This window comes from Bradyrhizobium sp., from assembly GCF_035935975.1.
GTDB lineage: Bacteria > Pseudomonadota > Alphaproteobacteria > Rhizobiales > Xanthobacteraceae > Bradyrhizobium.
This window is the reverse complement of record NZ_DASYWN010000022.1, coordinates 163,544-187,344: the sequence shown is the minus strand read 5'-3', so window position 1 is coordinate 187,344 and position 23,801 is coordinate 163,544. Positions and strand designations below refer to the sequence as shown.

Below are 23,801 nucleotides of genomic sequence, written 5' to 3'. Positions count from 1 at the left end.
GCAGCGGTTTTCCGGCAAGATCATGCTCAGACAACGACCGTGACGGATCAGGTGACGGACGAAGAGACGGGCCCTTCGGTCGCACTCGGCATCGCCCTGCTGCTCGGGGTGTTCGCAAGCCTGGTGACCGCGCCTGGCGCCGAAGGCCTCTACGGCGCGTTCCTGGCCGCGCTGATGCTCGCGATCGCGGTGTATGATGCCCGCCACTACCTCATTCCCAACGAGCTGACGGCGGCCGCTTTCGCCCTCGCCTTGCTTCGCGCCGCCGCGTTCGTGCCCGACATCGGCATCGAGGCGCTGCTCTGGCCGCTGGCGCGTGCTGCGGCCGTCGCGCTGCCGCTGCTGCTGCTGATGGCGCTCTACCGGCGCTGGCGCGGCCGCGACGGGCTCGGGCTCGGCGACGTCAAGCTCGCCGCGGTCTGCGGCGCCTGGCTCGATCTTGCGAGCGTGGTCGCGGTGATCGAGCTGGCGGCACTGCTCGCGATCGCCGCCTATGCCGCCAATGCTCTGTTACGAAGAAGACCGTTGCGCGCGACCGCCTACCTGCCGTTCGGATTGTTCCTGGCACCCGTCATCTGGGTCGGTTGGCTGGGCGAGACCTGGTACGCGAACTGGCTCGGCGGCTGGCCGGGCTGAGACGCGCTCGTCAAGAGCAGATGTCAGACCAGGACGTGGAAGTGGGTGAAAGTGGTACCGTTGGAATAGGCGTGACCGTCGTAGACCATCACCGCCAGATCGTCGTTGGAGCCCGGAGGCCCCGCGACGAATGAGGTCTGTGCCAAATCCGCCGCCGTGAGGGCCACGACAGTCTGAGCTGCGATCGTATTTCCGTTGACCGTCCAGTGGCCGCCACTCGGGGTGGAGTCCGTCAAGAAATAGGTCAACGGGTCGTGGTCCGCATCGCTGGCCGAGAACAGGCTCAAGGCAGCAAATCCCTGGCCCGCGTTCGCAAAAACGTTGGCTGACGAGACGGTGACGACCGGCGCGTGATTTGCGACACTCACGTGGGTCGTGGTGAAGTTACCGTTGTTTGAATAGAGATGGCCATCGTAAGCCATGACCGAGACGGCATCGGATGAGCCACCGCCGCCAGCGACAAATGTCGTTTGCGAAAATTGAGTGGCGCTGAGCGCGACGACGGTCTGGTTCGCGATGGCGGTTCCGTTCACAGACCAATGGCCGCTGCCGGCTCCCGCTGGCGTCGCGTCATAGACGAAATAGGTTAGCGCGTCGCCGTCCTGATCGCTGCTGCTGAACAGGCTGGAGGCTGCGACCGACTGTCCTGCGGACGCCGCATAGTTACTGGTGTTCGCGCTCACGACCGGCGCGTGCTCTGCGACGTTGACATGCATCGTGGTAAAATTGCCGCCGTTGGAATAGGCGTAGCCGTCGAAGGCCAAGACGGAAATGGCATCGGACGAGCCGCCGGAGCCAGCGACAAATGTAGCGCTCGCAAACTCACTGGGATTGAGCGCAACAACAGTCTGGTTCGCAATTGCCGTTCCATTGACCGACCAATGGCCTGCACCGCTCGACGCCGGGGTCGCATCATAAAGGAAATAGGTCATATGGTCGCCGCTGTCCTGATCACTGACACTGAACAGGCTGGAGACCGAGATCGTCTGTTTCCCGAATGCCGCGTAATTCGCGTTCGGTGCCGTGACGACGGGCGGGTGATTCGGACTCACATTGACGTTCACCCCGGCGAAGCTGGTGTTGCCGGAATAGAGGTAGCCGTCATACGCCATGACGTGCAGGTCGTTGCTCGAGCCGGGTCCTCCGGCGACGAAGGTCGTATGTGCAAGGTCCGTCGCATTCACGGTGAAGACGATTCCGTTGGGCTGGACAACGCCGTTGACTGTGAAGTAGCCGGCAGTCGCACCTTTGGTACCGTTCTCGAGAAAATAGACGAGCGAATTTCCGTCGGCATCGCTGGCGCTGAACAGGCTGGAGGCAGCGATCGATTGTCCGTGTGTGGCGGAAACGTTGGCCGACGGGATGGTCACGACCGGGGGATTGTCGGGAAGCACGTTGACGCTAGTGCCGGTGAAGGTCGAATTGCCGGAATAGAGGAAACCGTCATACGCCATCATGCGCAAATTGTTGCTCGATCCCGGCGTTCCGGACACGAAGTAGGTTTGAGCGAGCTGCGCAGCACCGACGGCAAAGACGACCCCGTTGGGCTGGACGACGCCGTTGACCGTAAAATAACCCGCGGTCGCACCTTGCGTCGCGTTGTACAGGAAGTAAGTCAGCGCATTGCCGTCCGCGTCGCTGGCGCTGAAGAGACTGGACGCCGAGGTCGACTGTCCGAATTTCGTCGACACATTGGCCGAGAGAGCCGTTACGACCGGTGCGTGGTCCGGGGCCACGGTGATATGGTTTGCGGAGAAAACGCCACCGTTGGAATAAGCCTGGCCGTCAAAGGCAATCATGCGCACGTCATCGCTCGAGCCCGGCGTTCCCGTGACGAAGAAGGTGTGCGCGAGGTCCGCCGCGCCCACGGCAAACACGTTGTTGTTGGGCTGCACAACGCCGTTGACTGTAAAAAAGCCTGCCGTCGGTCCGGTCGTGGTGTTGACCAGATAGTAAGTCAACGGATCTCCGTCCTGGTCGCTGGCGCTAAACAAGTTCGTCGCGATGATCGACTGTCCAAATCCCGCCGAGACGCCCGAGAACGGGGTCACAACTGGCGCATGGTTCAGGGGAATCGTTACGGTGAGACCGGCGAATGTATTGCCGCCGGAATAGGCTTGGCCGTCATAGGCCATGACGTGCAGACTGTCCGACGAATTCGCGGCTCCCGCAACGAACGTCACCTGCGAAAGCTGGGACGCGCTGACGGAAAAGACGATCCCGTTGGGCTGGGGCGTCCCGTTCACCGCGAAATATCCTGCGCTCGGCCCCGTGGTGCTGTTATAGAAAGAATACGTCAGCGGGTCGCCATCTTGATCGCTGGCGCTGAACAGGCTGGAAGCTGCGATCGTCTGCCCGGGCTTCATCGTAACGTTCGCCGACGGGATCGTCACGACGGGAGCGTGGTTGACCTTGGTGCCAAGCGGCGTCACGCCGTCCGAACTTTGCCAGGTCTGGATCTGCTGGTAGATCGAGCTGGTGATCTGCCCGGAGGAGGCGCTCGATGAGGCAATACCGACCACGAATGGGTTGACCGATCCCGCCGAGCCGTTGTCGATCCACAGCGGTCCGCCGCTGTTCCCGTGGTTCGAGACGATCGAGCCGTAGTCCAGTATCGAGTAGGTCGGATCCTTGGTGACGGACCCCACCTGATCCGTCTGAAGCCCACCGGCGGTGTTGGGATAACCCGTGAGGTGGGCGGTTCCGCCCGCCCAGTCACTGATGACTCCCATATAGCTCGTGAACGTGTAACCGACGTCGATGATACCGAAGTCGAACTGACTGTCGCTATCGCTGATCGTGCCGTCCGCGTTGCCGACCTTGTAGTTATGCCACGTCTCGTTGGTGTTGAGCGCGCCCGTACCTGCTGGATTTGGATAGCCGTTCGCGCTGTACGCGGGGTAGATATAGACCGAGGTGGCTTCCGAGTTGAAGGCTGTATCCCACAACATGTGAGCTGCCGTCAGGATCGTGTGGGGTCCGATAATTACGCCGGTGCCCGTGAAGAACTCATTCGGATTGGGATCATTCGCAAACTTGGTCTCGATCAGGACCACGGTGTTGTAAGGGTAGGTCGACGTCGAATAGCTGTCCATGAAGCTGGTGAGCGCGGCACTGAGCGCGGAGTTCTCCGCGGACTGGCCGGTCAAGGCCGCGCTCGTCTCCGGCGCCGCGGCGGCACTGCCGACCGCCGGCGCGGCAGAGTTCGCGCTCACAGAAAGCATCGCTTGAGGACTGACCGGTGCATTCGCGGTTGGCCCCGGTTGCGCCGGCGGTACCGACGGATGCGCGGGGAAATAGGCACTCAGATCGACCGACGTCTGTATGACCACGACGTCGTGACCGAGGTCGAAGAAAGCCTTGGACGCAACGACCGTCTCGCTGGCGGCGCCATTGGGAGTCAAATGCAGGTTTAGCGGATGATCATTGCCGACAGAGCTGAACACGAAGGCGGATTGGTCCGAGGCGAAAGCATATCGCTCCACGTCGGAGTTGGGTTGCGGGAAGAGCGGCGCAGCGGATTGGAGACTATCGGTCGCGGAATCGAAAGCCGCAGCTGTGCTCTGGCTCCGTTCGGATGCCGACGTCGTGTCGTTGCCCGCATCGGAATTGTCGCTTTGCACCACCAATTCCGCGGGACCTGCGGCCTTCGATGGCGACGGCCCGTCCGGCGGCAACTCCGGACCAGGCGTTGCGGAGTCGTGCGGGCTCGAAGTGATCTGGACGAACTCGCCAACCTGGACATCTCCGCTGGACGGCAAGGACCGGTCGAGCAGCGCTTGATTGGGGTTAGGACCCCCGGCACCGATCCTGAATTCGTCCGCCGGCTTCAAGCCCGTGGCGGTCACTCCATCGAATTTGGAAAATTCGAACCGACCGAAAATACTCGTCGACATTGTGTAAGCCCAGCCAAAATAAATTTGTCGCTATTCGCATGCAGATTTCAGATCAATACGAAAAAGGCTCTGGGCGTCGAGCAAATTGGCGGGCGCCCGCAGCTTGCAACCGCCAGTCTCCAAATAGCTGACGGGTGCAGGGCCGGCGCATTCCAGGACGATACCCCCAGGACATTAATCGAATTTTGACCTCAATTAATGAAATCAAGCCTTTCGTCCCAAGCGTGTCAATTCCGATTCAGCCCGGACCGTCAAAAAATGCGTATTAATACCTACCGCTCGCGACGGAGCCGCTCCGCGCGAGGCTACCCGATTCCCAGCATGGACGATCCCGGCTCGATCGGGCCCCGTTTAGCGTCCGCTCCTCAGGCAATCAGATGGAAATCGTTCAGGCCGAGCGAGACGTGCGCGGGATCGATGCTGTCAGCCGCCGGGGTTAAGGCCCCGCTGGGACCGACCGCGACCTGCACCTTGGACCAGACACCGTTGCCCGAGTAGACGTGGCCGTCATAGGCGATCATTCGGACATCGTCGGACACCCCCGCCGAGCCTGCCACAAACGTCGTTTGCGCAAGCTGCGCCTGGGTCACCCAATAAGGGGTCGCCTGCGGTACGACGGTCCCATTCACCGTGAAGTAGCCATGACCGGTCGCCAAATTGCCGTCATAGATCATGTAGGCCAACGTATCGCCATCGGCGTCGCTGCCGCTGAACAAGCTGTCGATTGCAAATGACTGGCCGGCGCCCGCCGACAAGCTGCTTCCGCTCGGCACGGTAAGCTGCGGCGGGGTGTCGGCCAGCACGCTCGTCTTGGCCCAGATGCCCCCACCCGAATAGGCTTGCCCGTCATAAGCGATCATGCGGACATCATCAGTGACGCCGGCCGATCCCACCACGAACGTGGTCTGCGCAAGCTGCGCCTGTGTCACCCAAAAGGGAGTTGCCTGTGGCACCACTGTTCCGTCCACCACGAGGTGGCCATGACCGGCCGTTGTGGTGCCGTCATAGACCAGGTAGCTCAGCGTATCGCCGTTAGCATCGGAGGCGCTGAACAGGCTGCTGATCGGGATCGACGAGCCGGGGTTTGCCACGACGGCTGCGCCGTCCGGCAACGCCATCTGCGGCGCGGAATTCGTCCCGGACGCGGTGATTAGCGTCTTGGTCCAAACCCCGCCGCCGGAGTAGGCCTGGCCGTCATAGGCGATCATCCGGATGTCATCGGACGTTCCCAGCGCTCCAGCCACGAATGACGTCTGCGCGAGCTCGGCCTGCGTTACCCAATATGGTGTCCCCGCCGCCACGGTCGTACCGTTCACCACGAGATGGCCATGGCTGCCGGTCGTGGTGCCGTCATAGATCATATAGAGCAGTGTGTCGTGGTCGGCATCCCCCAAGGTGAAGAGGCTCGATATCGCGATGGTCTGGTTTGCGGTCGCCGATATGTTCGCCGAGACTGCGTTTACGAAGGGCGCGTGATTGGTCACGCCGTTGAAATCGGCAGCGTTGAGGGAGAGGCTACCGACCAGATCGATCGCAAAATCAGCGACACCGTCGCCATTGGTGTCGCCCTCGACAACGGTCATGCCTCGCGCACTGTCATAGTGGTAATGGAGCTCACCGGCTGCGCCGTCGAACGCCAAGGTCCCGATGAAGTGAAATGAATCGTTCGCCGCCGTATTGGTGTTGGCGTCCATCGGCGAGAGATCGATATGGTCGACGCCGGGTGTGAAGTCGGTGATCCGGTCATGCTGGCCGACCGCAGGCGAGCTGTCGCCGGCAGCGAATACGAAGGTGTCGGCGCCACCTCCGCCGGTCAGGATATCGACACCGGCCCCGCCTTTCAGCACGTTGGCGATGGCGTTTCCGATGATCGTGTCGTTGCCGGAGCCGCCGGTGGCGTTGTCGATGTAGGAGCGCGTGTCGCCGCTGTAGAGATAGGCGTTGTAGACGTTGCCCGCAGCGTAATTGCTGTTGCCGAGATAGGCGATCTGCGTGGCGGAGAACACCGACGACGCACCGGGATTGAGATTGATGGACAGGTCGGTCGTGTAGTTCGACAGGTCGTAGGTATCCACGCCGCCGCCGTCCCAGACCGTCTCGTAGATGCGGTTGGCCGAGCCGCCGGCCCCACCACCCGGCGCGAGCTGCCCGACGCCGTTGATGAATTCCTGCCCCGTGGTCGGGCTCCAGGTGTAGACGGTGTTGCCGCTCTGGGTGCTGAAGTTCGCGCCGTATAGCGTCTGCAGCGCGAGGATATCGTTGGCCATGTAGGTCTGCGGATATCCGTAGGCCTCATTGGTGTAGCCGGTCAGCGGACCGCCGACATAGCTGCGATAGCTCATGACGGTGTATTCACTGTCGTCATGCGCAGTCGGCACCGCGACATTGGCGACACCGCCGGTCTCCTGGCTGTGCTTGAGGCCCAGGGAATGGCCGAGCTCGTGCAGCGCGGTCGTGAAATAGTAATTGCCGAGCTGCGCCAGCGAGTAGTCGTACTTCGTGCCGAACCAGATGTCGCCGCCGGCCGCATAGTTGCCGGGGTAATAGGCGTAGGAGGTCGGATTGGCCACCGGCGACTGCGCGATCATGATGTCGGCGCTGCCGGTGCCGTTATTCGTGATGCTGATGTTGGTGTAGCTCTGGATCAGGGCAACGGCGTAGTTGATCGCCGCCTGCACCTGGGTCGGTGCAGCCGAAAAGCCCGACGTCGTCGGTTCGCTGTGGCCGCCGGAGTAGGGACTGGCGTAGGTGCTGGCCAACGCCGGGAAGCTGTAGCTGATCGCGCCGGACCATTTGGTGCCCGCCAGCAGGCCGTCTATGTCCGCGTTGTTGGTGGCACTCACGTTGACAGAGGTAGCCAAGGGAATCTCCGAAGCGGCGGTCCCGGTCGATTCGGGGCGCGGACAGACGATCCTAGCTTGAGATCTATACGTTTGGTTTAAGTTTGACGACCCGGCCCGATCTCTTCCGCAATGCCTCGTCAAACACCAGATCCCGTAGCGATACGGGCAAAGGATGACAGTACCAATTCCGGCTGCCCCTCGTGATTGACAAGGGAACTCATGAAACCGCACCTGCTCCTGGCCAGTCTGTTCAGCGCTTGGGTCGCGCTCGCCGGGCTAAGCCACCTGCCCTCCGGAGGACTGCCTGTCATGGTCGAAAAAGCCAACGCGGACGACAGCGGCAAGGCGTTGCGCGCGCCATCGGTTCCGCCAGCCCGCGGCCCTTCGGCAGCGGTCGCCGAGGAGTACGAGCTGGCACGCCGGAAGGGGACGGCTGAGGCGCTTGAGCTGTTCATCGCGCGCCATCCCGATAGTCCAGAGGCGCAGAAGGCCCGTGCCGACTTGGCCGCCATGGGGCGCTAGGCAGCAACCACGTCAATTTCATCTCGACGCTCGGGGTTGGCGTCTCGAAAGTTCTAAATCTCCTCTGAGGCGGTCCCCTCAAGCATCTGGAGGGCCACGTTTGGCGGCCACATCCCTCCTGCGAAGATACCCGTTGTCACACCCGGGCTCAACCTTGGAACGACCGTTGACAATCCTTCCCGCGGCCCCTAACCGTGCGGAAAATATATGGGTTTGTGCATGTCTTATGTCGCCGAACTGGTTTCCGACGTCTCATACAAGATCGGCCACGCCACCAAGCGGGTGGTTCTCCGGGCCGGACGCCGCTTTGCTCAGGCCAACGAGATCCGTCCGGGTTTCTTCGACCAGTACCCGCAGTTCTTCGAAACCAGCGAAACGACGGCCTTCGCGAACCGGCTGAACGAGCGCCATCGGGCCATCATCGACGCCAACCGAGACGCAATTTCCGGAAAGCGCGTCCTCGACATTGCCAGTCACGACGGCCGATGGAGCTTCGCTGCTCTTAAGGCCGGCGCCGCGCATATCACGGGCCTCGAAGCGCGAGAGCATCTCATCAAAGCCGCGACGGAAAACCTTCGCGATTTTGGCAGCGATCGATTCCAATTCATCCAGGGCGATGCCTACAAGGCTCTCGCTCAGCTTGAGCCGGGAAGCATTGATACGATCATGTGCCTCGGCTTCTTCTATCATGTCACCGAACACATGACGCTCCTTTCGCTCATCGAAAGGTTGAAGCCCCAACATATCATCATTGACACCGGGGTGGCAGCCGATGCTCGAAGCGTCGTCGTATGGCAGGTCGAAAATCACGAATTTGAAAGCGACGCTTTCAAGACCGCGAATGTGCAAAAGGCTGTGCTCGCGGGGGTTCCGAGCAAGCCAGCGCTCGATATGATGCTAACTAGCCTCGGGTGGAAGCCTCGGTATTACGACTGGAAGAATGTCGGCATTCGCAATTGGGCGCACATCGACGACTACCAGGAGGATTATCGCGTCACGTTGCGCGTCGACGCGAACAGGTAGACCGCGACCCACGCGAGTGAGGATAGTAAATGCTAGGTCGCGTCCGAGAGGCGGTTCGAACGGCGATAAAGTCGCGGACGATCCGATATCGCTACAACAGACGCGTCGACAGCCTGTCGGCCGCACAGGGCGTCTTCGCGAAGGGAGAGATGGCCGACGACGCTCGATTGATCGATCGTCTGGAGGCAAGCTTCAACGCAAGGTCCGAGCGTCCGACAGGACAGTGGTCTGACATCTTCTCGGACCGTCACCAGGACATCAGGGATGCGTTCGGCGCACGCGACCGCGCCGCAATCGAGCGTATTCTGCGAAACCCTGCCACGTCCGACATTTTCTATGGTTTCGACCCTACGGGTCGGTCGGTGCGTGAGTTCGGCTTGCGCATCGAGGATCGGCACGCGCCGCGCCTCGCCCTCGATGCGCTCGTCAGTTTTGCCGAAGCGATCGGGGCGAGGCCTCTCGACTACCCGGAAAACTATGGTCTCAGGCGGAATGTCATCAGTGCCGATGCCGTTCTCGATGAGATCGAATCCGCGCTGGCTGTGCGGCTCGGCTTTCCCAATCCGTTCCCGGGTGAATATGGCCTCCGCACCACGCGAGGCGTGATCGGCTTTCGGACGCCGCAGGCGATATATCAGGCATGGCGAATGAAGCGACTACTCGGCCATAAAGCAAATCCGCGTGTCCTTGAGATCGGCGGAGGCCTCGGCCGCTCCGCATACTACGCGCGCGCGTTCGGGCTGAAGGACTACACCATCGTCGATATTCCTGTGAGTTCTCTGGCTCAAGGTTATTTCCTTGGCCGAACATTGGGGCCCGATCGGATATGCGTGCAGGGCGAAACGCCACACGCCGATGCGGTGAAACTCATTTCGCCCAAGGATTTCTTCAATGGTTCTGACCGCTACGATCTTATCTTGAATGCGGATTCACTGACGGAGATCGGTCGATCGGCGGCCAACGAGTATTGGTCTCAGATTCAACAACGCTGCTCTGTTTTTCTCTCGATCAATCATGAAGCAAACGAGTTCACCATCTCGGATCTGATCGGCGACCGGCCAGCGCTTCGCTATCCTTACTGGATGCGCCGCGGTTATGTCGAAGAGGTCGTTAACTTCTAGCGGACGCCTCGGAGACCCGTTCGCGCTGCAATAAGACCTTCAGTGCTCCCGGCTCGGCGCCCACTCCAACGCCCGGAGCCTGGACTCGGCGATCTCACCACGTGTCATCTTACTGGTGACCGCATCGCGAATGCGCACTCGTCCGTCGCGCGCCTTGCGAGGCGCCGCAGCGGCAGAAAGATTGAGCCATTTACCCGCTTCGACGATGTCCTGTGGCACGCCCTGTCCTCGGTCATAGAGGAGACCAAGCGAATATTGTGCGAGGCTGTCACCCTGTTCCGCGGCGCGGCGGTACCACATGGCGGCTTCGGTATAGTTTTGCGGAACGCCGCGGCCGGTCTCGAACATGAAGCCGAGATAGGTCTGCGCAGGAGCGCTGCCGCGCTCGGCGAGGGGAATGAACGCCCGCGAGGCCGCAACGTAGTCCTGGCGATGGAACGCGGACATACCCTGCCGGAGGGATTGCGCCTGGGCGGAAGAGCCGCCGGACCACACCGCCACAGCGACCAGCAGCGCAAGTCTCACGCTCCCAATCATCCTCCCGCGGGCGCCCATTGGCCGACGGTTGACGCCCGGATGATTGTTGCAGCCTGTGCCCATCCCTGCCCCACTCTATACTGTGCCTTGTCAGGTTAGCTTCCCATCTGCCCGATTTCCAGCATCTTTGCGGGAGACAAAAGAAAGAGCGGCGGGCTTCCGGCAAGAAGCCCGCCGCCCTTGAACGATGGGAGACTACTTCAGAGGCGTCGACACCGTCGGCGAGAAGGCGCCGTTGGTCGCGTTGTCGACGAAGGACGTGACCGAGGCACCGCCGATCGCATTCACCGCGGTCGCTGCACCGAACATCTTGTTGCCCGACAGGATCACATTGCTCGGTGCGGTCACCTGGATCGCGAAGCTCGGATTGTTGTCGTACAAGGTCGTGAAGGACAGCCCGGTATTCTGGGCGCCGCCGGCGCCGGCAACATTGAAGCCACCGGCATTGTTGGTGATGACCGAGTCCTTGATGACGGCCCGCGCACCGGCCGTGCCGACCAGGTTCACACCGTTTCCGGTGAAGCGACGGATCTGACAATTGACGATCGTGGTCGTTCCCGAGCCGATGATCTTCACGCCGTCGAGGCCCGTGCCCAGCCCCTCGATATCGAGGCCCTGAAGCAGAACCCTGTCGGACGCAGCGGGAAGACTGACAACGATACCGTTGGTGCCGGACACCAGCACACCGGCTTCGAAAGTCGAGGTGATGCTGATCGACTTGGTGATGGTCACTGCGCCGAAACCGCCGGGATCGAGAACGTTGATTTCGCCGAACGCTGCCGTCTTGGAGATCGCGCCGGCGAAGGTCTTGCACGGAGCGGTGCGGCTGCACGGATTGGCATCGTCGCCAACGCCGGACACCCAGGTGCGGGTCGCCTGGGCGTTCGCCGGCGCGGACGCCAGGAATGGGAGCAAAAAGCCGATCGCCAATACGAGTAAACCAAAACGCCTCATCTCTGCCTCCTCTGAGCTGGCCGGTTCTCGGCGCAGCAAAACTGCTGAACAAAAAATTTCCAGGTAGAATTGCTTTGCTAGTGAAGGCAGCCCCGACGAAGGCCCCGTGCGTATCGCACTTACGAAATGTCGCCGGCAGCCATCCCCCAATTCGCTGCAATCCGTAGTCCGTGCTGTGACGCGCTATGAGCCGGAATCACGCCACTGAATTAAAGACCCACTTTGAGATCGAAGCCGCGTCGGCGTCCGCCTCTCGTGCATCTGTCCGCCGTTTGGAGGATCAGGTTCAAGTTGAGTTTGCAATTTTTACGATCGCTTCTGACGACGGGAATCAAGGCTCGCTGGCGCAAAATGAGCTTGAACTCGAAAAATGGCCTACGAAACTCGATCGGGAAAATATGGTACTTCAGCAATCTCTGCAGGGCAATGACGTCGGGCCGCCCGCATCGACCGCTGTCCCCAGGGCTGTTATAGCTGCCTTGTCGGCCAAGACCTGCGTGATTTGGCCGCGCATGCAAGCATTTCCTTCCGGAGTCTCGTAAATGGCCTTCCCGCGCGCCTCGCAAGCCCTCTCCCGCTTCACCGTGCTCGACCTGACCCGTGTCCGTTCAGGGCCGACCTGCGTGCGGCAATTGGCCGATTGGGGCGCCAATGTCATCAAGATCGACGCACTTCTGGAAGACGGCGGTGGCGAACAACCCGGCGGCCCCCGCCGGGGCTCCGATTTCCAGAACCTGCACCGCAACAAGCGCGCCATGACTCTGAACCTCAAGGATCCCAAGGGCCTCGACGTGTTCAAGCGTCTGGTCGCGAAGGCCGACGTCGTCGTGGAAAACTTCCGGCCCGACGTCAAAACCAAGCTCGGCATCGACTACGAGAGCCTGCGCGGGATCAATCCCGGTCTGGTCTATGGCAGCATTTCGGGATTCGGCCAGGATGGCCCTTATCACAAGCGGCCGGGCTTCGATCAGATCGCGCAGGGCATGGGCGGCCTGATGTCGGTCACCGGCGCCCCCGGCGGCGGTCCGATGCGGGTCGGCATTCCGGTCGCCGACCTCACCGCCGGGCTGTTTTGCGCCATCGGCATCCTCACCGCGCTGCTGGAGCGCGACGTTTCCGGCGAGGGGCAATGGGTGCAGACCTCGCTGTTGCAGGCCCAGATCTTCATGCTGGACTTCCAGGCGGCGCGCTGGCTGATGGAAAAGGAAGTCGCCGGCCAGGCCGGCAACAACCATCCGACCAGCATTCCGACCGGCGTGTTCAAGACGTCGGACGGCTACATCAACATTGCAACCACTGGTGGGCGAATCTGGGAGCGTTGCGCGCAGGCGCTCGGCGCGCCCGAGATGGTCACCAATCCGGATTATGCCACCGCTCCGTCGCGCTCGAAGAACCGCGACGCACTGAACGCGGAGATCAGCAAGCGGACCGTGGCGAAATCGACCGAGACCTGGGTCAGGGAGCTCAACGAGGCAGGCGTGCCCTGCGGTCCGATCTATGCGATCGACCAGATGTTCGAGGACGCGCAGGTCAAGCATCTCGGCATCGCGCAGGATGTGCCGAATGAGGAGAACCGGCCGATCCGGCTTCTCGCACAACCGGTCAAGCTGTCCCGCACCCCGAGCAAGATGGCTGCCCGGCCGCCGGAATTTGGCGAGCAGACCGAAGAGGTGCTCGCCGAGTTCGGATTCACTCGCGACGAGATCAATGAGCTCAGGCTGGGCAAGGTTGTCTAAGCGCCTCAGCCCGAAGATCCTGGAATCGTGAAATCCCTGCGACGGCACGCGGCCCACCCATCCGCGCTGAGGTCAGGTGGCGAGAGAGTGTCAGCTCAACAAGACAAGCAGGACAAGGATCAAAACGACAGCAACCCCGAGCCCCAGCGCCAGTAGAAACTGCGCCCCATGGAACAGACGGAAACCGCTCGTGGCCTTTCGGTGCGGAAAACCGCGCACATTGCCTCCAGAAATGAACGACAGCCTAGCGCGCGACCGCCCCGATCACAAGGTGAGCTCCAAGCACCGCGCCGACGACCCAGGCGGCGCCCCGAGACCCGTCCATATTTCAGCCCTCGACCACTTTCCTCTTTATCCCTCGCATCGTAAGAACACGATCAATATCGTGGCGGATTGCGGGAGATATCATTGACCAAGCAACGAGATCTGCCGATGCACCCTGCCCCGGCTGACGGCGCGGATGTGTCTCCCCCCGCTCAAGAGGCTTCGGACCTGGAACTGGTTGCCTTGCTGTCGAAGTACGGCCTTCTTTTCATCATGGTAGGTTTGCTCGCGGCATTTGCGACATGGTGGCTCTCCTCGGCACAGCCGGCGCTGTACACGAGCGTTGCCTATCTCCGTATCGACGAGCCCACCGCGCGCAACGCCGATGCAATCATGCGGACTGACGCTGTCCTCGACGCGGTCAATGCGAAAACGGCCATCCCCGGCAACACGATCGAAGAGCGTCGCCGATGGCTCGACTCGAGACGAACTTTGACAATTGCGCCGGGCGAAGGCGCCAGAGATCCACGACTATTCAGGCAGGACGTCGTTGACGTCGATCCGGTACGGGCGAGAGGGCTGAATGCCGCGCTCATCGAAGCGTGGCTTGTGCGAACCAAACCGCCTCCATTCCAGACAACGTTCATCAATACGGAGATCGCACGCCTGGAAGACAATCTGAAGCTGATCGATAAGTATCTCGAGCAGGTTGAAAAGGACACGATCAGCGCACCTGCCATATTGCCGAAAGGCGATGCAGGAACAATCATCGCGGTACCCGAAGCGCGCGGATCCGCGATTGCAACCCTGCTGACCAAGCGGGATGAGACCAAGGCGGCCTTGGCGAAACTTCAGCGAGAGCTTCAAGGCACGACCCGCGACGCGGTGTTTTCGGATCCATCGCTGCCCGAGGAAGCGAAACGGGCCCGCTCATACACGAACGCGGTGCTGGCCGTGATCGCCGCGGAGACGCTGCTTTTGATCCTGATCCTCTCGAAGGAAACCGGATGGATTCGCTGGCGCCGCCGGACCGCATCCCGCTCCTGAGACGATGCAATCGCGCGTCGCCCGGACGGGCTCAACCGCCCGATGAGACCTGAGCGAGACTCTCCTCGCGGTTCATCGCGGCACCGGCGAGCAAAACAGACAAGATAAGAATACCCATGGAAGAGAACAGATTCGGATTCGTGAGGCACATCACCAGGTAGATCGCGTATGATACCGCGAGTGCACGATCCCGTTTAGCGCCGGCGGTGAAAGCAAACGTCACCGGTATCAGCAGCAGGGTCATCATCGCTGCGGCGCCAAACAGGCCGAAATTTCTGATCATCTCGAGGTAGGTCAGCTCCGAAATGTAGAATTTGACGCCTCGCGAACCCCAGGATTGATAGGCTCCAAGTCCTTGCCCGATGAACAACGTCCTGGGATCGTCCAGGAACATCTGCTTGTAGTCGCGCAACAGTTCGAGCTTGAGGTGATTGGAAGGCTCGTTGACGTCGAAGAAGCCGCGTAGTTGCGTCAGGAACGGCAAGGCAAGAATTAAGAGCAGGACGACGCTCACAAGCGCGTTCCGTGCCGGCTTGCGCGTGTACAACGGCCACAGGCAGAACAGCAAAAGCACCGCTCCAAGGATGTTGTTCCGCGTCCCGCCGGCGACCATGCCGACCACGTTGATAACAACCAGGCTCCATAAGGCCAGCCGCTGCCTGTCGGCCGTCACGGCGCGATGGAAATAATAGGCAGCAGAGAGCAGCAGCATTGGGCTCGTAACGAAGTAGACCTGAAGCAGCTCTAGATGCGCACCATACCGACGCCGATCCAGAATCAGCGTGCCCGACGGATCGGTCAAGCGCTTCAGGTTGAAGTATATGCCCGGATCAAGCTCAAGATAGACGAAGACAGCGATGGCCAAGACGGCCATGCCGGTCAGCACCGCGCAAAGCACCGGAACTGCATCGATCCTGTTGAGAACGAGCGCTGCTGCGAACAGGATCAGTACGTAGCCCTTGAATAGCGCAAACCCCTCGAACGGCTCACCTCCATCCGAGAAATTGTACCAGACGATCGACAACAGCGGGATCGCGACGAAAGCGAGACTGTAGGTCAGCAGCTCGACCGGCAACTTCACTTCGGATTTTGTGACGGCAATGTTCAACGCGGTGGCTAACCACAGGGCCACGAACAGCGGGACCTTTGCCTGGGTCAGGACGTTAGCCGGATCGAACACACAGACCAGCATAAACAGAACGACCAGCACCGAAATCGTCCAGTGCACCGGCTTCTCACTCGCGATCGAGTCGCGGGCCACGATATCGGTCATGCGGTTCGAAGTGCTCTGGACATGGCTCTGTTCGCCCCAAGCAATAGCACGATCCGTTAGGGTTGAAACTATCGATCGACGGTTGAACGATCGGAGAGCCCGAAAATCGCCGGCTTCCGCGCACGCAGATGGGGCGACGTCCCCCCGAGCCATGTTTCCCGGGCCCCGTGAACACAGAAATGGGACAGGAGACTTTGGGGCGCAGCTAGCGCTGCGCCCTCGCGCGAATCGATACCGTTCACACCACCAGGATGTCGTGGGGGTTGATCGTCACCCCTGCCTGAACCTGCGCCAGCGCCAGCGCTGATCCCTGGGTGCCGTCGGCACTGAAGTAGAGGGTCTGGTTGGCCGTGTCGAACAGGAAGCCGGAGAGCCCGTTGAACTGATCGCTCGCTGCCGTCTGGAACATCGACGTCACGTCCATGCCCGCCGTCAAGGGCCCGCCGAAGCCGCTCGCCGAGACGGCGATATGATCATGCTGGCTGGTATTGTTGAAGTCGGTGATGGTCGCAACGCCGTCGGTCGTGTGCACGAACCCAAATGTATCGTTGCCGGCGCCGCCGCTCATGACGTGGCTTCCGGAATTGCCGATCAGGACGTCGTTGCCGCCGCCGCCATTGAGTGTCTCGGTGCCGTTGGTGGCGATCAGGATGTCGTCGCCGCTGGTGCCGTTCAGCGTCGTGGCGCTGGCCGCGTTGTTAACGACGGTTGCGGTGGCCGTGTTGGAGCTTGCCGCAAGCCCGTCGGACGAGGTGTAGTTGAACGAGCCGCCTGACGTGGCATCGTCCGAGAAAAACACGTCGGAGCCCGACAGCGACGCCGCGCCGCCACTGCTCGAGGTGACGCTGCCGACGAACAGATGGTTGATCGTGTCAGGATCAGTGTCGTTGGCCGCCAGCGCCCAGGCGGGGATATCGACGGCGCCGCCGGGACCGACATCGGTGATGACATTCTCACTGACGGCCGTGGGCGCGTCGTTGCTCCCGTTGAGGGTGACGCTGATGTCCTGATAGGCGGCGGCACCGGCGCTGTCGATCACCGCCACGGTATAGATCTGCGTGATCGACTGCCCCTGCGCCAGGAACTGGATGTCGGCGTTGTCGACGCTGAAGTGCCACGCCACCGAGCCGGTGCCGTCGGACTCCGTGACCGGGTCGAGTGAGAACGTTCCGACATAATTGCTGTCGTGCGGCGTGAAGCTCGCCGTGTGGGCATCGCCCGGATCGGAATCGGAAAACGAGACTGATCCGTCGGAGGTCTCGACCGCCGGGCCCGGCGTCGGGGCCAGCGAGAACTGGTCGAAATGCATCCCCGAAATGCCTGCGGTGTAGCCGATCAGGAACTGATCCGTCAGGCCGTCGCCGACCACGTCGAAAGTGTATTTGGTGAAGCCGAACGCGATCTCCGAGTTCGTCGCCGACACCAGCGTCGTACCGCCAAAGGATGCGGAAAACGACTGGCTGCCGCCACCGGCATCGCCTGCGAGATAGAAGCTCAGCGTGTAGTGCTGCCCGGCGACGGTCGCAATGTTCTGTGCCAGCGATCCGCCACCCGACAGAGTCGCCGTGTAGTTGCCGAAATCGCCGCCAAGCGCGGCGAATTCGACATCCGGGCCGCTCGCGACCCAGCCCGTGAAGTCGCTCGACTCGAAGCCGCCATTGACGGCCAGGCTCGGCCCGGCGTCTTCAGTGATCGAACCGAAGGCGACGGCCGACGTGACTTGCGGCGCCTCATCCGAACCCGTGATGTTGAACGTCAGGGTCGTCGGAGTGCTGTGACCGAAGCTGTCGGTGACCGTGAAGTTGAACAGGTCGGCGGCATGCTGGCCGGCCAGCAGCCCGTCGAGCGCCGGATTGGCGGTGTAGAGATAGGTGCCGTCGTTGAAGACCGTGAGCGTGCCGTAAGCGCCCGCGACGTCCAGGATGCCCGAGACCGCATGGCCGTTGACGTCGGTCACGCTCAGCGAGTTGCCGATATCGCCGGCGTTGTCGCCGGCATCCGTGATCATGTTGCCGATGGCGACAATGTTGCCCGCATCGGTCGCGGTGGTGTCGGCAATGCTGGCGACGTCGGCGTTGATGATGGGCTGGTTGTCGGCCGCACCGGTGGCCGTGATCGTCACCAATTGCGTCGAGGTGGTCACGCCGTCCGAGACGGTGACGTTGTACGTCACCGTCAGCGTGTCGCCGGCATTGAGGAAATCGAGGTCCTTGTCCGGAATGCTGAAGGTCCAGTCGATGCCACCGTGACCGGAGCCGGTGGAGTCGTGCAGCACCGTGGCCAGCGCCGACTGCAGATCGCTCAGCGTCTGCGACGGCACGAAATCGCCGCCCGACCAGACCGCGGAGCCCACATCGACGCTCACCGAATGGTGGTCCGAGAGGTCGACGTCATCGAACGCGAGCGTACCGGTCGGTGTCGGGCTCGTGCTGTCGGGCGACGACGATCCGATCGTGCCGGCCTGCTCGGCAACCGTGCCGCTCTGCGGCCCGCCGGTCATGACGACGGCGTCGTTGGCGCCGGTGATGACGACTTCGACGGTCTGCGTCGCGGTGGTCGAGGCGTCGCTGACATGGACCTGGTAGTCGACGGTCAGGGTCTCGCCTGCCGCGAGGAAATCGAGCTGGTTATCGGGGATGCTGAAGGTCCAGTCGACGCCGCCGCTGCCCGTGCCGGTGGAGTCGTGCAGCGTGGCGGCAAGCGCGGTCTGAAGCGCCGTGTTCGTTCCGGCCGGAACCGTCGAGCCGCCGGACCATGTTTCGGACGCCAGCGAGACCGCCACGGTGTGGGAGTCGCCCGTGTCCGCATCCGTGAAGTTCAGCGTCCCGGTCGGCACCGGGCTGGTCGTATCCGGCGTCGCGGAGCCCGTGGTGTCGGCGAGCTCGGACAGGGTGGCGGCTTCCGGACCGCTGGTGACCACCACCGGGTGGTTGGTCCCGAGAATGGTGATGGTGACGTTCTGCGTCGCCGTGGCGCCTGCGGAATCGGTGAGGAGCACCTGGTAGGTGAGCGTCAGGGTCTGGCCGCCGGGGATGCTGCTCGCCAGGCTGTTGGGAAGGGCGAAATCCCAGCCGACGTCGCCGAGTACATGGCCGGTCGAATCCGCCATTGTGGTGGAGAACGCCGCGAGCAGCACGGAATTCGGGATCCCGACCGAGCCGCCGCCCGACAGCGAGGCCGAGACCGACGTGCTGACCGAATGGCTGTCGGACAAGTCGACGTCGGCGAAAGGCAGGTCGCCATGCGCCTTGAGCTTGCCGTCCGGCGAGACATTCTGGTCCTCGACGAGATGCGCGGTGTCGGGGCCGCCGATATAGACCGGCTTGTCGTTCGTCCCGATCACCGTCACCACGACATTCTGCGTCGTGATGCCGCCCGCATGGTCGTCGAGCTGAAGCACGTAGTTGATCTTCAACTGCTCGCCCGCCGCGAGATAATCGAAGGCAAGATCGAGCGCGGAGAACGTGGTGTTGATGGTCCCGCTGCTCGAGCCCGATGCCTTGACGACATTGTTGACGTTGAAGAAGGACATCAGCTCCGCGGTGCCCAACGCGCCCGGCAGGATGCCGGTGGTGGTCCCCGAGGCCGAAGCCGTGACCACGCTTGCGGTGAAGTTGGTGTTGGTCAGGTCGACATCGGTGAAACTCACGGCAATCGGCGTGGTGTCGGGCGACAGCGACAGGGTCTGGTCCGCCTGCTCGGTGACCGTCGCCCCCACCGACGTTGCGATCACCGGCTTGTCGTCGGTGCCGGTCACCGTGATGGTCACGGTCTGCACCGCGGTGCCGCCGTGACCGTCGGAGACCGACACGTTATAGGTCAGGACCAGCGCCTGGTTCTTCGACAGGAAGTCAAAATCGTCATCCGCCTCGCTGAACGACCATTTCACCGTGCCCGTGCCATTGCTGTCCTTGGTGATCTGGGACGTCATAGCGGTCTGGAAGTGCGCAAGCGAACTCGCCGGGAGCACCGTGCCGGTCGACAGCACCGCCGAGTGCAGCGCGACCGACGTCGTGTGGGTGTCGGTCTTGTCGCTGTCCTTGAAGTTCAGCGTGCCCTGCTCCTGATGCAGCGTGGTCGAGCCCGTCGCATTGGCGAATTCGCCGAAGCTGTCGCTGTCGGGACCGCTGGTGAAAACGGGCGAATGATTTGTCATGAAAAACCCCTGCCTGCGTCGTGCCACACGAGCACCGCCGCCAGCTGAAATTGCGGGAGCGCGATTAATTCAGCCTGGACGGCTCGCGGGCACGTTCGGTGCGGATCAATGAAAATAGAAGGAGAAAGCCAACGCGGTCGCGTAGTCGAAACTATCGTCGTCGCTTTTCAGTTTGATGACTGGACGGGTGACAAGATGACGTGTCGGAGGATCGAGTTGTGCCGGGCGCTGAGCAGCCGAAACGCAAACATTGGGAAAAAATGACGCGAAACCGAGCCGTACCCAGCAACCTCTGCGATCATATTCGCAAGCTCGCTGCCGCGTCAACCTGGGCGTCAGCCGCGCCGCCGATGCACGCGGTGCGTCACAAAACAAATTGAATAAACTGATAAATCCTCAATTCTCGTGACCGGCGCCGTTCCGCAACCGGAACTCTGACACGCACGGACTACGCGTTTGGTGACGAGAGGATCACGGATGCATTCCAGTCGGGAATTCGCCGGGCGCTTCGCCTTGGTGGGATAATCCGCGGTGGCGACCAGAACGACCTCGGTCGCCTTCAGCGATGCGCCACGTGACCGCGGGCCTTGCAGGATCGCAACGGCAAAGCCGTGCCGGCTCGTCGTGCCGGCATTCGTCAGATGGACCAGCCCCTTTGCGCGCGCGAACGCAGCCGCGAGGTCTGCTTCTGGGCCGAGGTCGGCGTTCCCCACTGATCCGCGACCACCCGAAGCGCGTTGCGCTCGCCGGGACGCCGGCGTCCCGGTAGCGCTGGAACTGGCAGGTTTCCATGAAGAATCCGCGCTGGTCGCCAAGCAGCCTGGGCTCGACAATCAGGACCTCGGGAAGTTCTGTTGCAACGACGTTGATTTGGGCGCTAAAAGCCCCCTAAGTGGCGCTGCCGTATAGCAAACTTGTCCGCCTCAAGCTATCTGCTATATTTCCGAATAGCGACGTTTTACGTGAGGGTTTATGAAGGGGATTATCTTGGCTGGCGGCACCGGCTCACGGCTTTATCCGGTGACGACGGTGGTATCGAAGCAGCTTCTCCCGGTTTTCGACAAGCCGATGATCTACTACCCGCTGTCGACCCTGATGCTGGCCGGGATCAGGGATATCCTCGTGATATCGACACCGCAGGACAAGCCCCTCTTCCAGCGCCTGCTCGGCGACGGCGCCGAGATCGGCCTGCGCTTCGAATATGCCACCCAGGAGACGCCGCGCGGCCTGGCCGACGCCTTCATCGTCGGCCGCGACTTCGTCGGCTCCGATCGCGTCGCGCTGATCCTGGGCGACAACATCTTCTATGGCCACGGCTTGCACGAAATGCTGCTGAAGGCCTCGGCGCGCGAAAAAGGCGCGACCATCTTCGGATATGTCGTCAACACGCCCGGCCAGTATGGCGTCGTCGAGCTCGACGCTTCGAGCCGGGCGCTGTCGATTGAGGAAAAGCCGAAGAACCCGAAATCCAACGTCGCGGTCACCGGATTGTACTTCTACGACAACGACGTGCTCGACATCGCGGCCAACGTGAAGCCGTCGGCCCGGGGCGAAATCGAGATCACCGACGTGAACAACGCCTATCTCCAACGCGGCGACCTCTATGTCGAGGTTCTCGGACGGGGATTTGCCTGGCTCGACACCGGCACCCACGCCTCGCTGGTGGAGGCCAGCCACTTCGTGCAGATCCTCGAGCAGCGCCAGGGCCTGCGCATCGCGTGCCCCGAGGAGATCGCGCTGCGCAAGGGCTACATCTCGCTGCGCCAGTTCGAGCAGGTCGCGGAGAAATCCGCCAAGAGCAGCTATGGCGAGTACCTGAAATCCGTCGCCCGCTCTTTCGCAGGCTGAGCGGCTTCGCGGAGACCAGTATGCGCTTCAAGGGATCGACGATCTTCGTAACGGGCGGCGCCGGCTTCATCGGCTCCGCCGTCGTGCGCCACCTGCTTGGCGATACCGGCGTCCGCGTCGTGAACGTCGACAAGCTGACCTACGCCGCCAATCTGGATTCGCTTCCCGGCGCAGACGGCAACCCGAACTATGCGTTCGAGAAGCAGTGCATCTGCGAGGCCCCGGGCTTGCGCGCGCTGTTCGAGAAATACCAGCCGGACGCGGTGATGAACCTTGCGGCTGAAAGCCATGTCGACCGCTCGATCGACGGGCCCGGCGAGTTCATCCGGACCAACATCGTCGGCACGTTCACGCTGTTGCAGGAGACGCTGCGCCATTGGCGCGCGCTCTCGCCCGAGAAGCGCGCGAGTTTCCGCCTGTTGCACATCTCGACCGACGAAGTGTTCGGTTCGCTCGGCGATGAAGGCCTGTTCACGGAGACGACGGCCTATGCGCCGAACTCGCCCTATTCCGCGAGCAAGGCATCGTCGGACCATCTGGTACGCGCCTGGCGGGAGACCTACGAGCTTCCGACCATGGTGACGAATTGCTCGAACAATTACGGTCCCTATCACTTCCCGGAAAAGTTGATCCCTCACATGATCATCAAGGGCCTCGCCGGGGAGCCGCTGCCGGTTTATGGCGACGGCAAGAACATCCGCGATTGGCTCTACGTCGAGGATCACGCCAAGGCCCTGACGATGGTGCTGGAGCGCGGCACGATCGGCGAAACCTATAATGTCGGCGGCCGCAACGAGCGCACCAACCTGCACGTCGTCGAGACGATATGCGACCTGCTCGACGAGTTCGCGCCGAAAGCCGGCGGCCCACACCGCCGCCTGATTTCCTTCGTCGCCGACCGCCCCGGCCACGATCGCCGCTATGCCATCGACGCCTCGAAGCTCGAGCGCGAGCTCGGCTGGCGCGCCGATGAGACGTTCGAGAGCGGGATCGGAAAGACCGTACGCTGGTATATCGAACAGAAGCCCTGGTGGCAGGCCATCCTGGCACGCGGCTACACGCCCAAGCGGGTCGGGCTCGAGGACAGCCGCACACAACGGACCGACGAACTCGTCAAATGAGCACGGGAAGTACCCTGGGCGAGACTGACCGCGTTGCGCGACTGTTCGGCCTGATCGCCGTCCGCGCCGGTGAAGCCATCATGCGCGTCCGGGCATCTGCGAGCGATCCCCAATACAAGATCGACGGCTCGCCGGTCACCGCGGCGGACCTTGCCGCAGACGAGATCATTCGCGCGTGCCTCGCGCGCAATCTGGCGGACCTGCCCGTCATCACCGAGGAAACCTGCGACCCGGCGGTGACGACGCGCCACCCGCTGTTCATCCTGGTCGACCCCCTGGATGGCACCAAGGAGTTCATCCAGGGCTCCCCCGAATTCACGGTCAATATCGCGCTGATCGCGGACGGATCTCCGGTCGCCGGCGCCGTCTATGCGCCCGCCCTGTCGCACCTTTACCTCGGCGGATCAAACGCCTACAAGCTGCACGTTGCCCCCGCCGCGTGCGACGCGTCGTTCAGTGATATGCACCCCATCCAGGTGCAAAGTCCCTCGTCCGAAGGCTTGCGCGCAGTCACCAGCCGAAGTCACCTCGACGACGCCACACAGGGCTGGATCAGCCGGCATCCGATCCGGGAATTGAAACCGTACGGATCGTCGCTGAAGTTCTGCGCGGTCGCGGAGGGGGAAGCGGACGTCTATCCCCGGCTCGCTCCAACGATGGAGTGGGACACGGCCGCCGGACATGCGGTGCTGCTGGCAGCCGGCGGGCGCGTCGTCGGCATGGACGGCGAGGAGGTTTGCTACGGCAAGCCGGCCTATCGAAACGGTCACTTTGTTGCATGGGGCGGAAGCGCCGGCGAATAGCGCAACCGCCCCCTTTGGGCT

Annotated in this window: 17 protein-coding genes; 10 read left to right on the top strand and 7 right to left on the bottom strand. The window is 62.1% G+C overall.

Translation table 11 applies throughout. The features are described 5' to 3' along the window. Window positions 1-39 precede the first annotated feature (39 nt). Window positions 40-636 carry an A24 family peptidase gene (locus VGR99_RS10805; protein ID WP_326898325.1) on the top strand — a complete coding sequence of 199 codons (597 nt, stop codon included), beginning with the start codon at window positions 40-42 and terminating at the stop codon, window positions 634-636. Between the two features lie 23 nt (window positions 637-659). On the opposite strand, the gene VGR99_RS10800 is transcribed toward VGR99_RS10805, so the two are convergent. Continuing rightward, window positions 660-4,532 (bottom strand): hypothetical protein, encoded by a 3,873-nt coding sequence (locus VGR99_RS10800; protein WP_326898324.1) that lies wholly within the window; start codon window positions 4,530-4,532, stop codon window positions 660-662. Between the two features lie 365 nt (window positions 4,533-4,897). Continuing rightward, on the bottom strand, window positions 4,898-7,393 hold the full coding sequence (locus VGR99_RS10795; RefSeq protein ID WP_326898323.1) for a M10 family metallopeptidase: 2,496 nt from the start codon (window positions 7,391-7,393) through the stop codon (window positions 4,898-4,900). Window positions 7,394-7,594: 201 nt separating this feature from the next. Between VGR99_RS10795 and VGR99_RS10790 the strand changes: the two genes are divergently transcribed. From VGR99_RS10790 to VGR99_RS10780, 3 genes are all read left to right on the top strand, one after another. Then, on the top strand, window positions 7,595-7,897 hold the full coding sequence (locus tag VGR99_RS10790; protein WP_326898322.1) for a hypothetical protein: 303 nt from the start codon (window positions 7,595-7,597) through the stop codon (window positions 7,895-7,897). Between the two features lie 219 nt (window positions 7,898-8,116). Then, window positions 8,117-8,920, top strand: a complete 804-nt coding sequence (locus VGR99_RS10785; protein ID WP_326898321.1) for a class I SAM-dependent methyltransferase — start codon at window positions 8,117-8,119, stop codon at window positions 8,918-8,920. Window positions 8,921-9,069: 149 nt separating this feature from the next. After that, the gene (locus VGR99_RS10780; RefSeq protein ID WP_326898320.1) at window positions 9,070-10,041 is read left to right on the top strand and encodes a hypothetical protein; all 972 of its coding nucleotides are present in this window, start codon (window positions 9,070-9,072) and stop codon (window positions 10,039-10,041) included. Between the two features lie 39 nt (window positions 10,042-10,080). On the opposite strand, the gene VGR99_RS10775 is transcribed toward VGR99_RS10780, so the two are convergent. Beyond that, window positions 10,081-10,566, bottom strand: a complete 486-nt coding sequence (locus VGR99_RS10775) for a tetratricopeptide repeat protein (protein WP_414645106.1) — start codon at window positions 10,564-10,566, stop codon at window positions 10,081-10,083. Between the two features lie 207 nt (window positions 10,567-10,773). Next, window positions 10,774-11,532: a right-handed parallel beta-helix repeat-containing protein gene (locus VGR99_RS10770; RefSeq protein ID WP_326898319.1), complete on the bottom strand. Its 759-nt coding sequence runs from the start codon at window positions 11,530-11,532 to the stop codon at window positions 10,774-10,776. Window positions 11,533-11,717: 185 nt separating this feature from the next. Between VGR99_RS10770 and VGR99_RS10765 the strand changes: the two genes are divergently transcribed. The 3 genes from VGR99_RS10765 (at window position 11,718) to VGR99_RS10755 (ending at window position 14,579) form a co-directional block, all read left to right on the top strand. Continuing rightward, window positions 11,718-12,074: a hypothetical protein gene (locus tag VGR99_RS10765; RefSeq protein ID WP_326898318.1), complete on the top strand. Its 357-nt coding sequence runs from the start codon at window positions 11,718-11,720 to the stop codon at window positions 12,072-12,074. After that, window positions 12,075-13,268, top strand: coding sequence for a CoA transferase (locus tag VGR99_RS10760; protein WP_326898317.1), 1,194 nt, complete (start codon window positions 12,075-12,077; stop codon window positions 13,266-13,268). It begins immediately after the preceding gene. A gap of 408 nt (window positions 13,269-13,676) precedes the next feature. Further along, window positions 13,677-14,579 carry a hypothetical protein gene (locus VGR99_RS10755; RefSeq protein ID WP_326898316.1) on the top strand — a complete coding sequence of 301 codons (903 nt, stop codon included), beginning with the start codon at window positions 13,677-13,679 and terminating at the stop codon, window positions 14,577-14,579. A 31-nt stretch (window positions 14,580-14,610) separates the two neighbouring features. Here VGR99_RS10755 and VGR99_RS10750 read toward each other — a convergent pair whose 3' ends face one another. From VGR99_RS10750 to VGR99_RS10740, 3 genes are all read right to left on the bottom strand, one after another. Beyond that, window positions 14,611-15,852, bottom strand: coding sequence for a hypothetical protein (locus VGR99_RS10750; RefSeq protein WP_326898315.1), 1,242 nt, complete (start codon window positions 15,850-15,852; stop codon window positions 14,611-14,613). Window positions 15,853-16,090: 238 nt separating this feature from the next. Continuing rightward, the gene (locus VGR99_RS10745) at window positions 16,091-20,008 is read right to left on the bottom strand and encodes a VCBS domain-containing protein (RefSeq protein ID WP_326898314.1); all 3,918 of its coding nucleotides are present in this window, start codon (window positions 20,006-20,008) and stop codon (window positions 16,091-16,093) included. 335 nt (window positions 20,009-20,343) lie between these two features. Further along, window positions 20,344-20,721: a sugar nucleotide-binding protein gene (locus tag VGR99_RS10740; protein ID WP_326898313.1), complete on the bottom strand. Its 378-nt coding sequence runs from the start codon at window positions 20,719-20,721 to the stop codon at window positions 20,344-20,346. Window positions 20,722-20,980: 259 nt separating this feature from the next. On the opposite strand from VGR99_RS10740, the gene rfbA reads away from it, so the two are divergent. The 3 genes from rfbA to cysQ are packed head-to-tail and all read left to right on the top strand — an operon-like array spanning window position 20,981 to window position 23,780. Continuing rightward, entirely contained in the window at window positions 20,981-21,856 is an 876-nt protein-coding gene (rfbA, locus tag VGR99_RS10735) for a glucose-1-phosphate thymidylyltransferase RfbA (protein ID WP_326898312.1), read from the top strand. A 20-nt stretch (window positions 21,857-21,876) separates the two neighbouring features. Further along, window positions 21,877-22,977 (top strand): dTDP-glucose 4,6-dehydratase, encoded by a 1,101-nt coding sequence (gene rfbB, locus VGR99_RS10730; protein WP_326898311.1) that lies wholly within the window; start codon window positions 21,877-21,879, stop codon window positions 22,975-22,977. Continuing rightward, entirely contained in the window at window positions 22,974-23,780 is an 807-nt protein-coding gene (cysQ, locus tag VGR99_RS10725; protein ID WP_326898310.1) for a 3'(2'),5'-bisphosphate nucleotidase CysQ, read from the top strand. Before rfbB ends, cysQ begins: the two co-directional genes overlap by 4 nt. The last annotated feature ends 21 nt before the right edge of the window (window positions 23,781-23,801 follow it).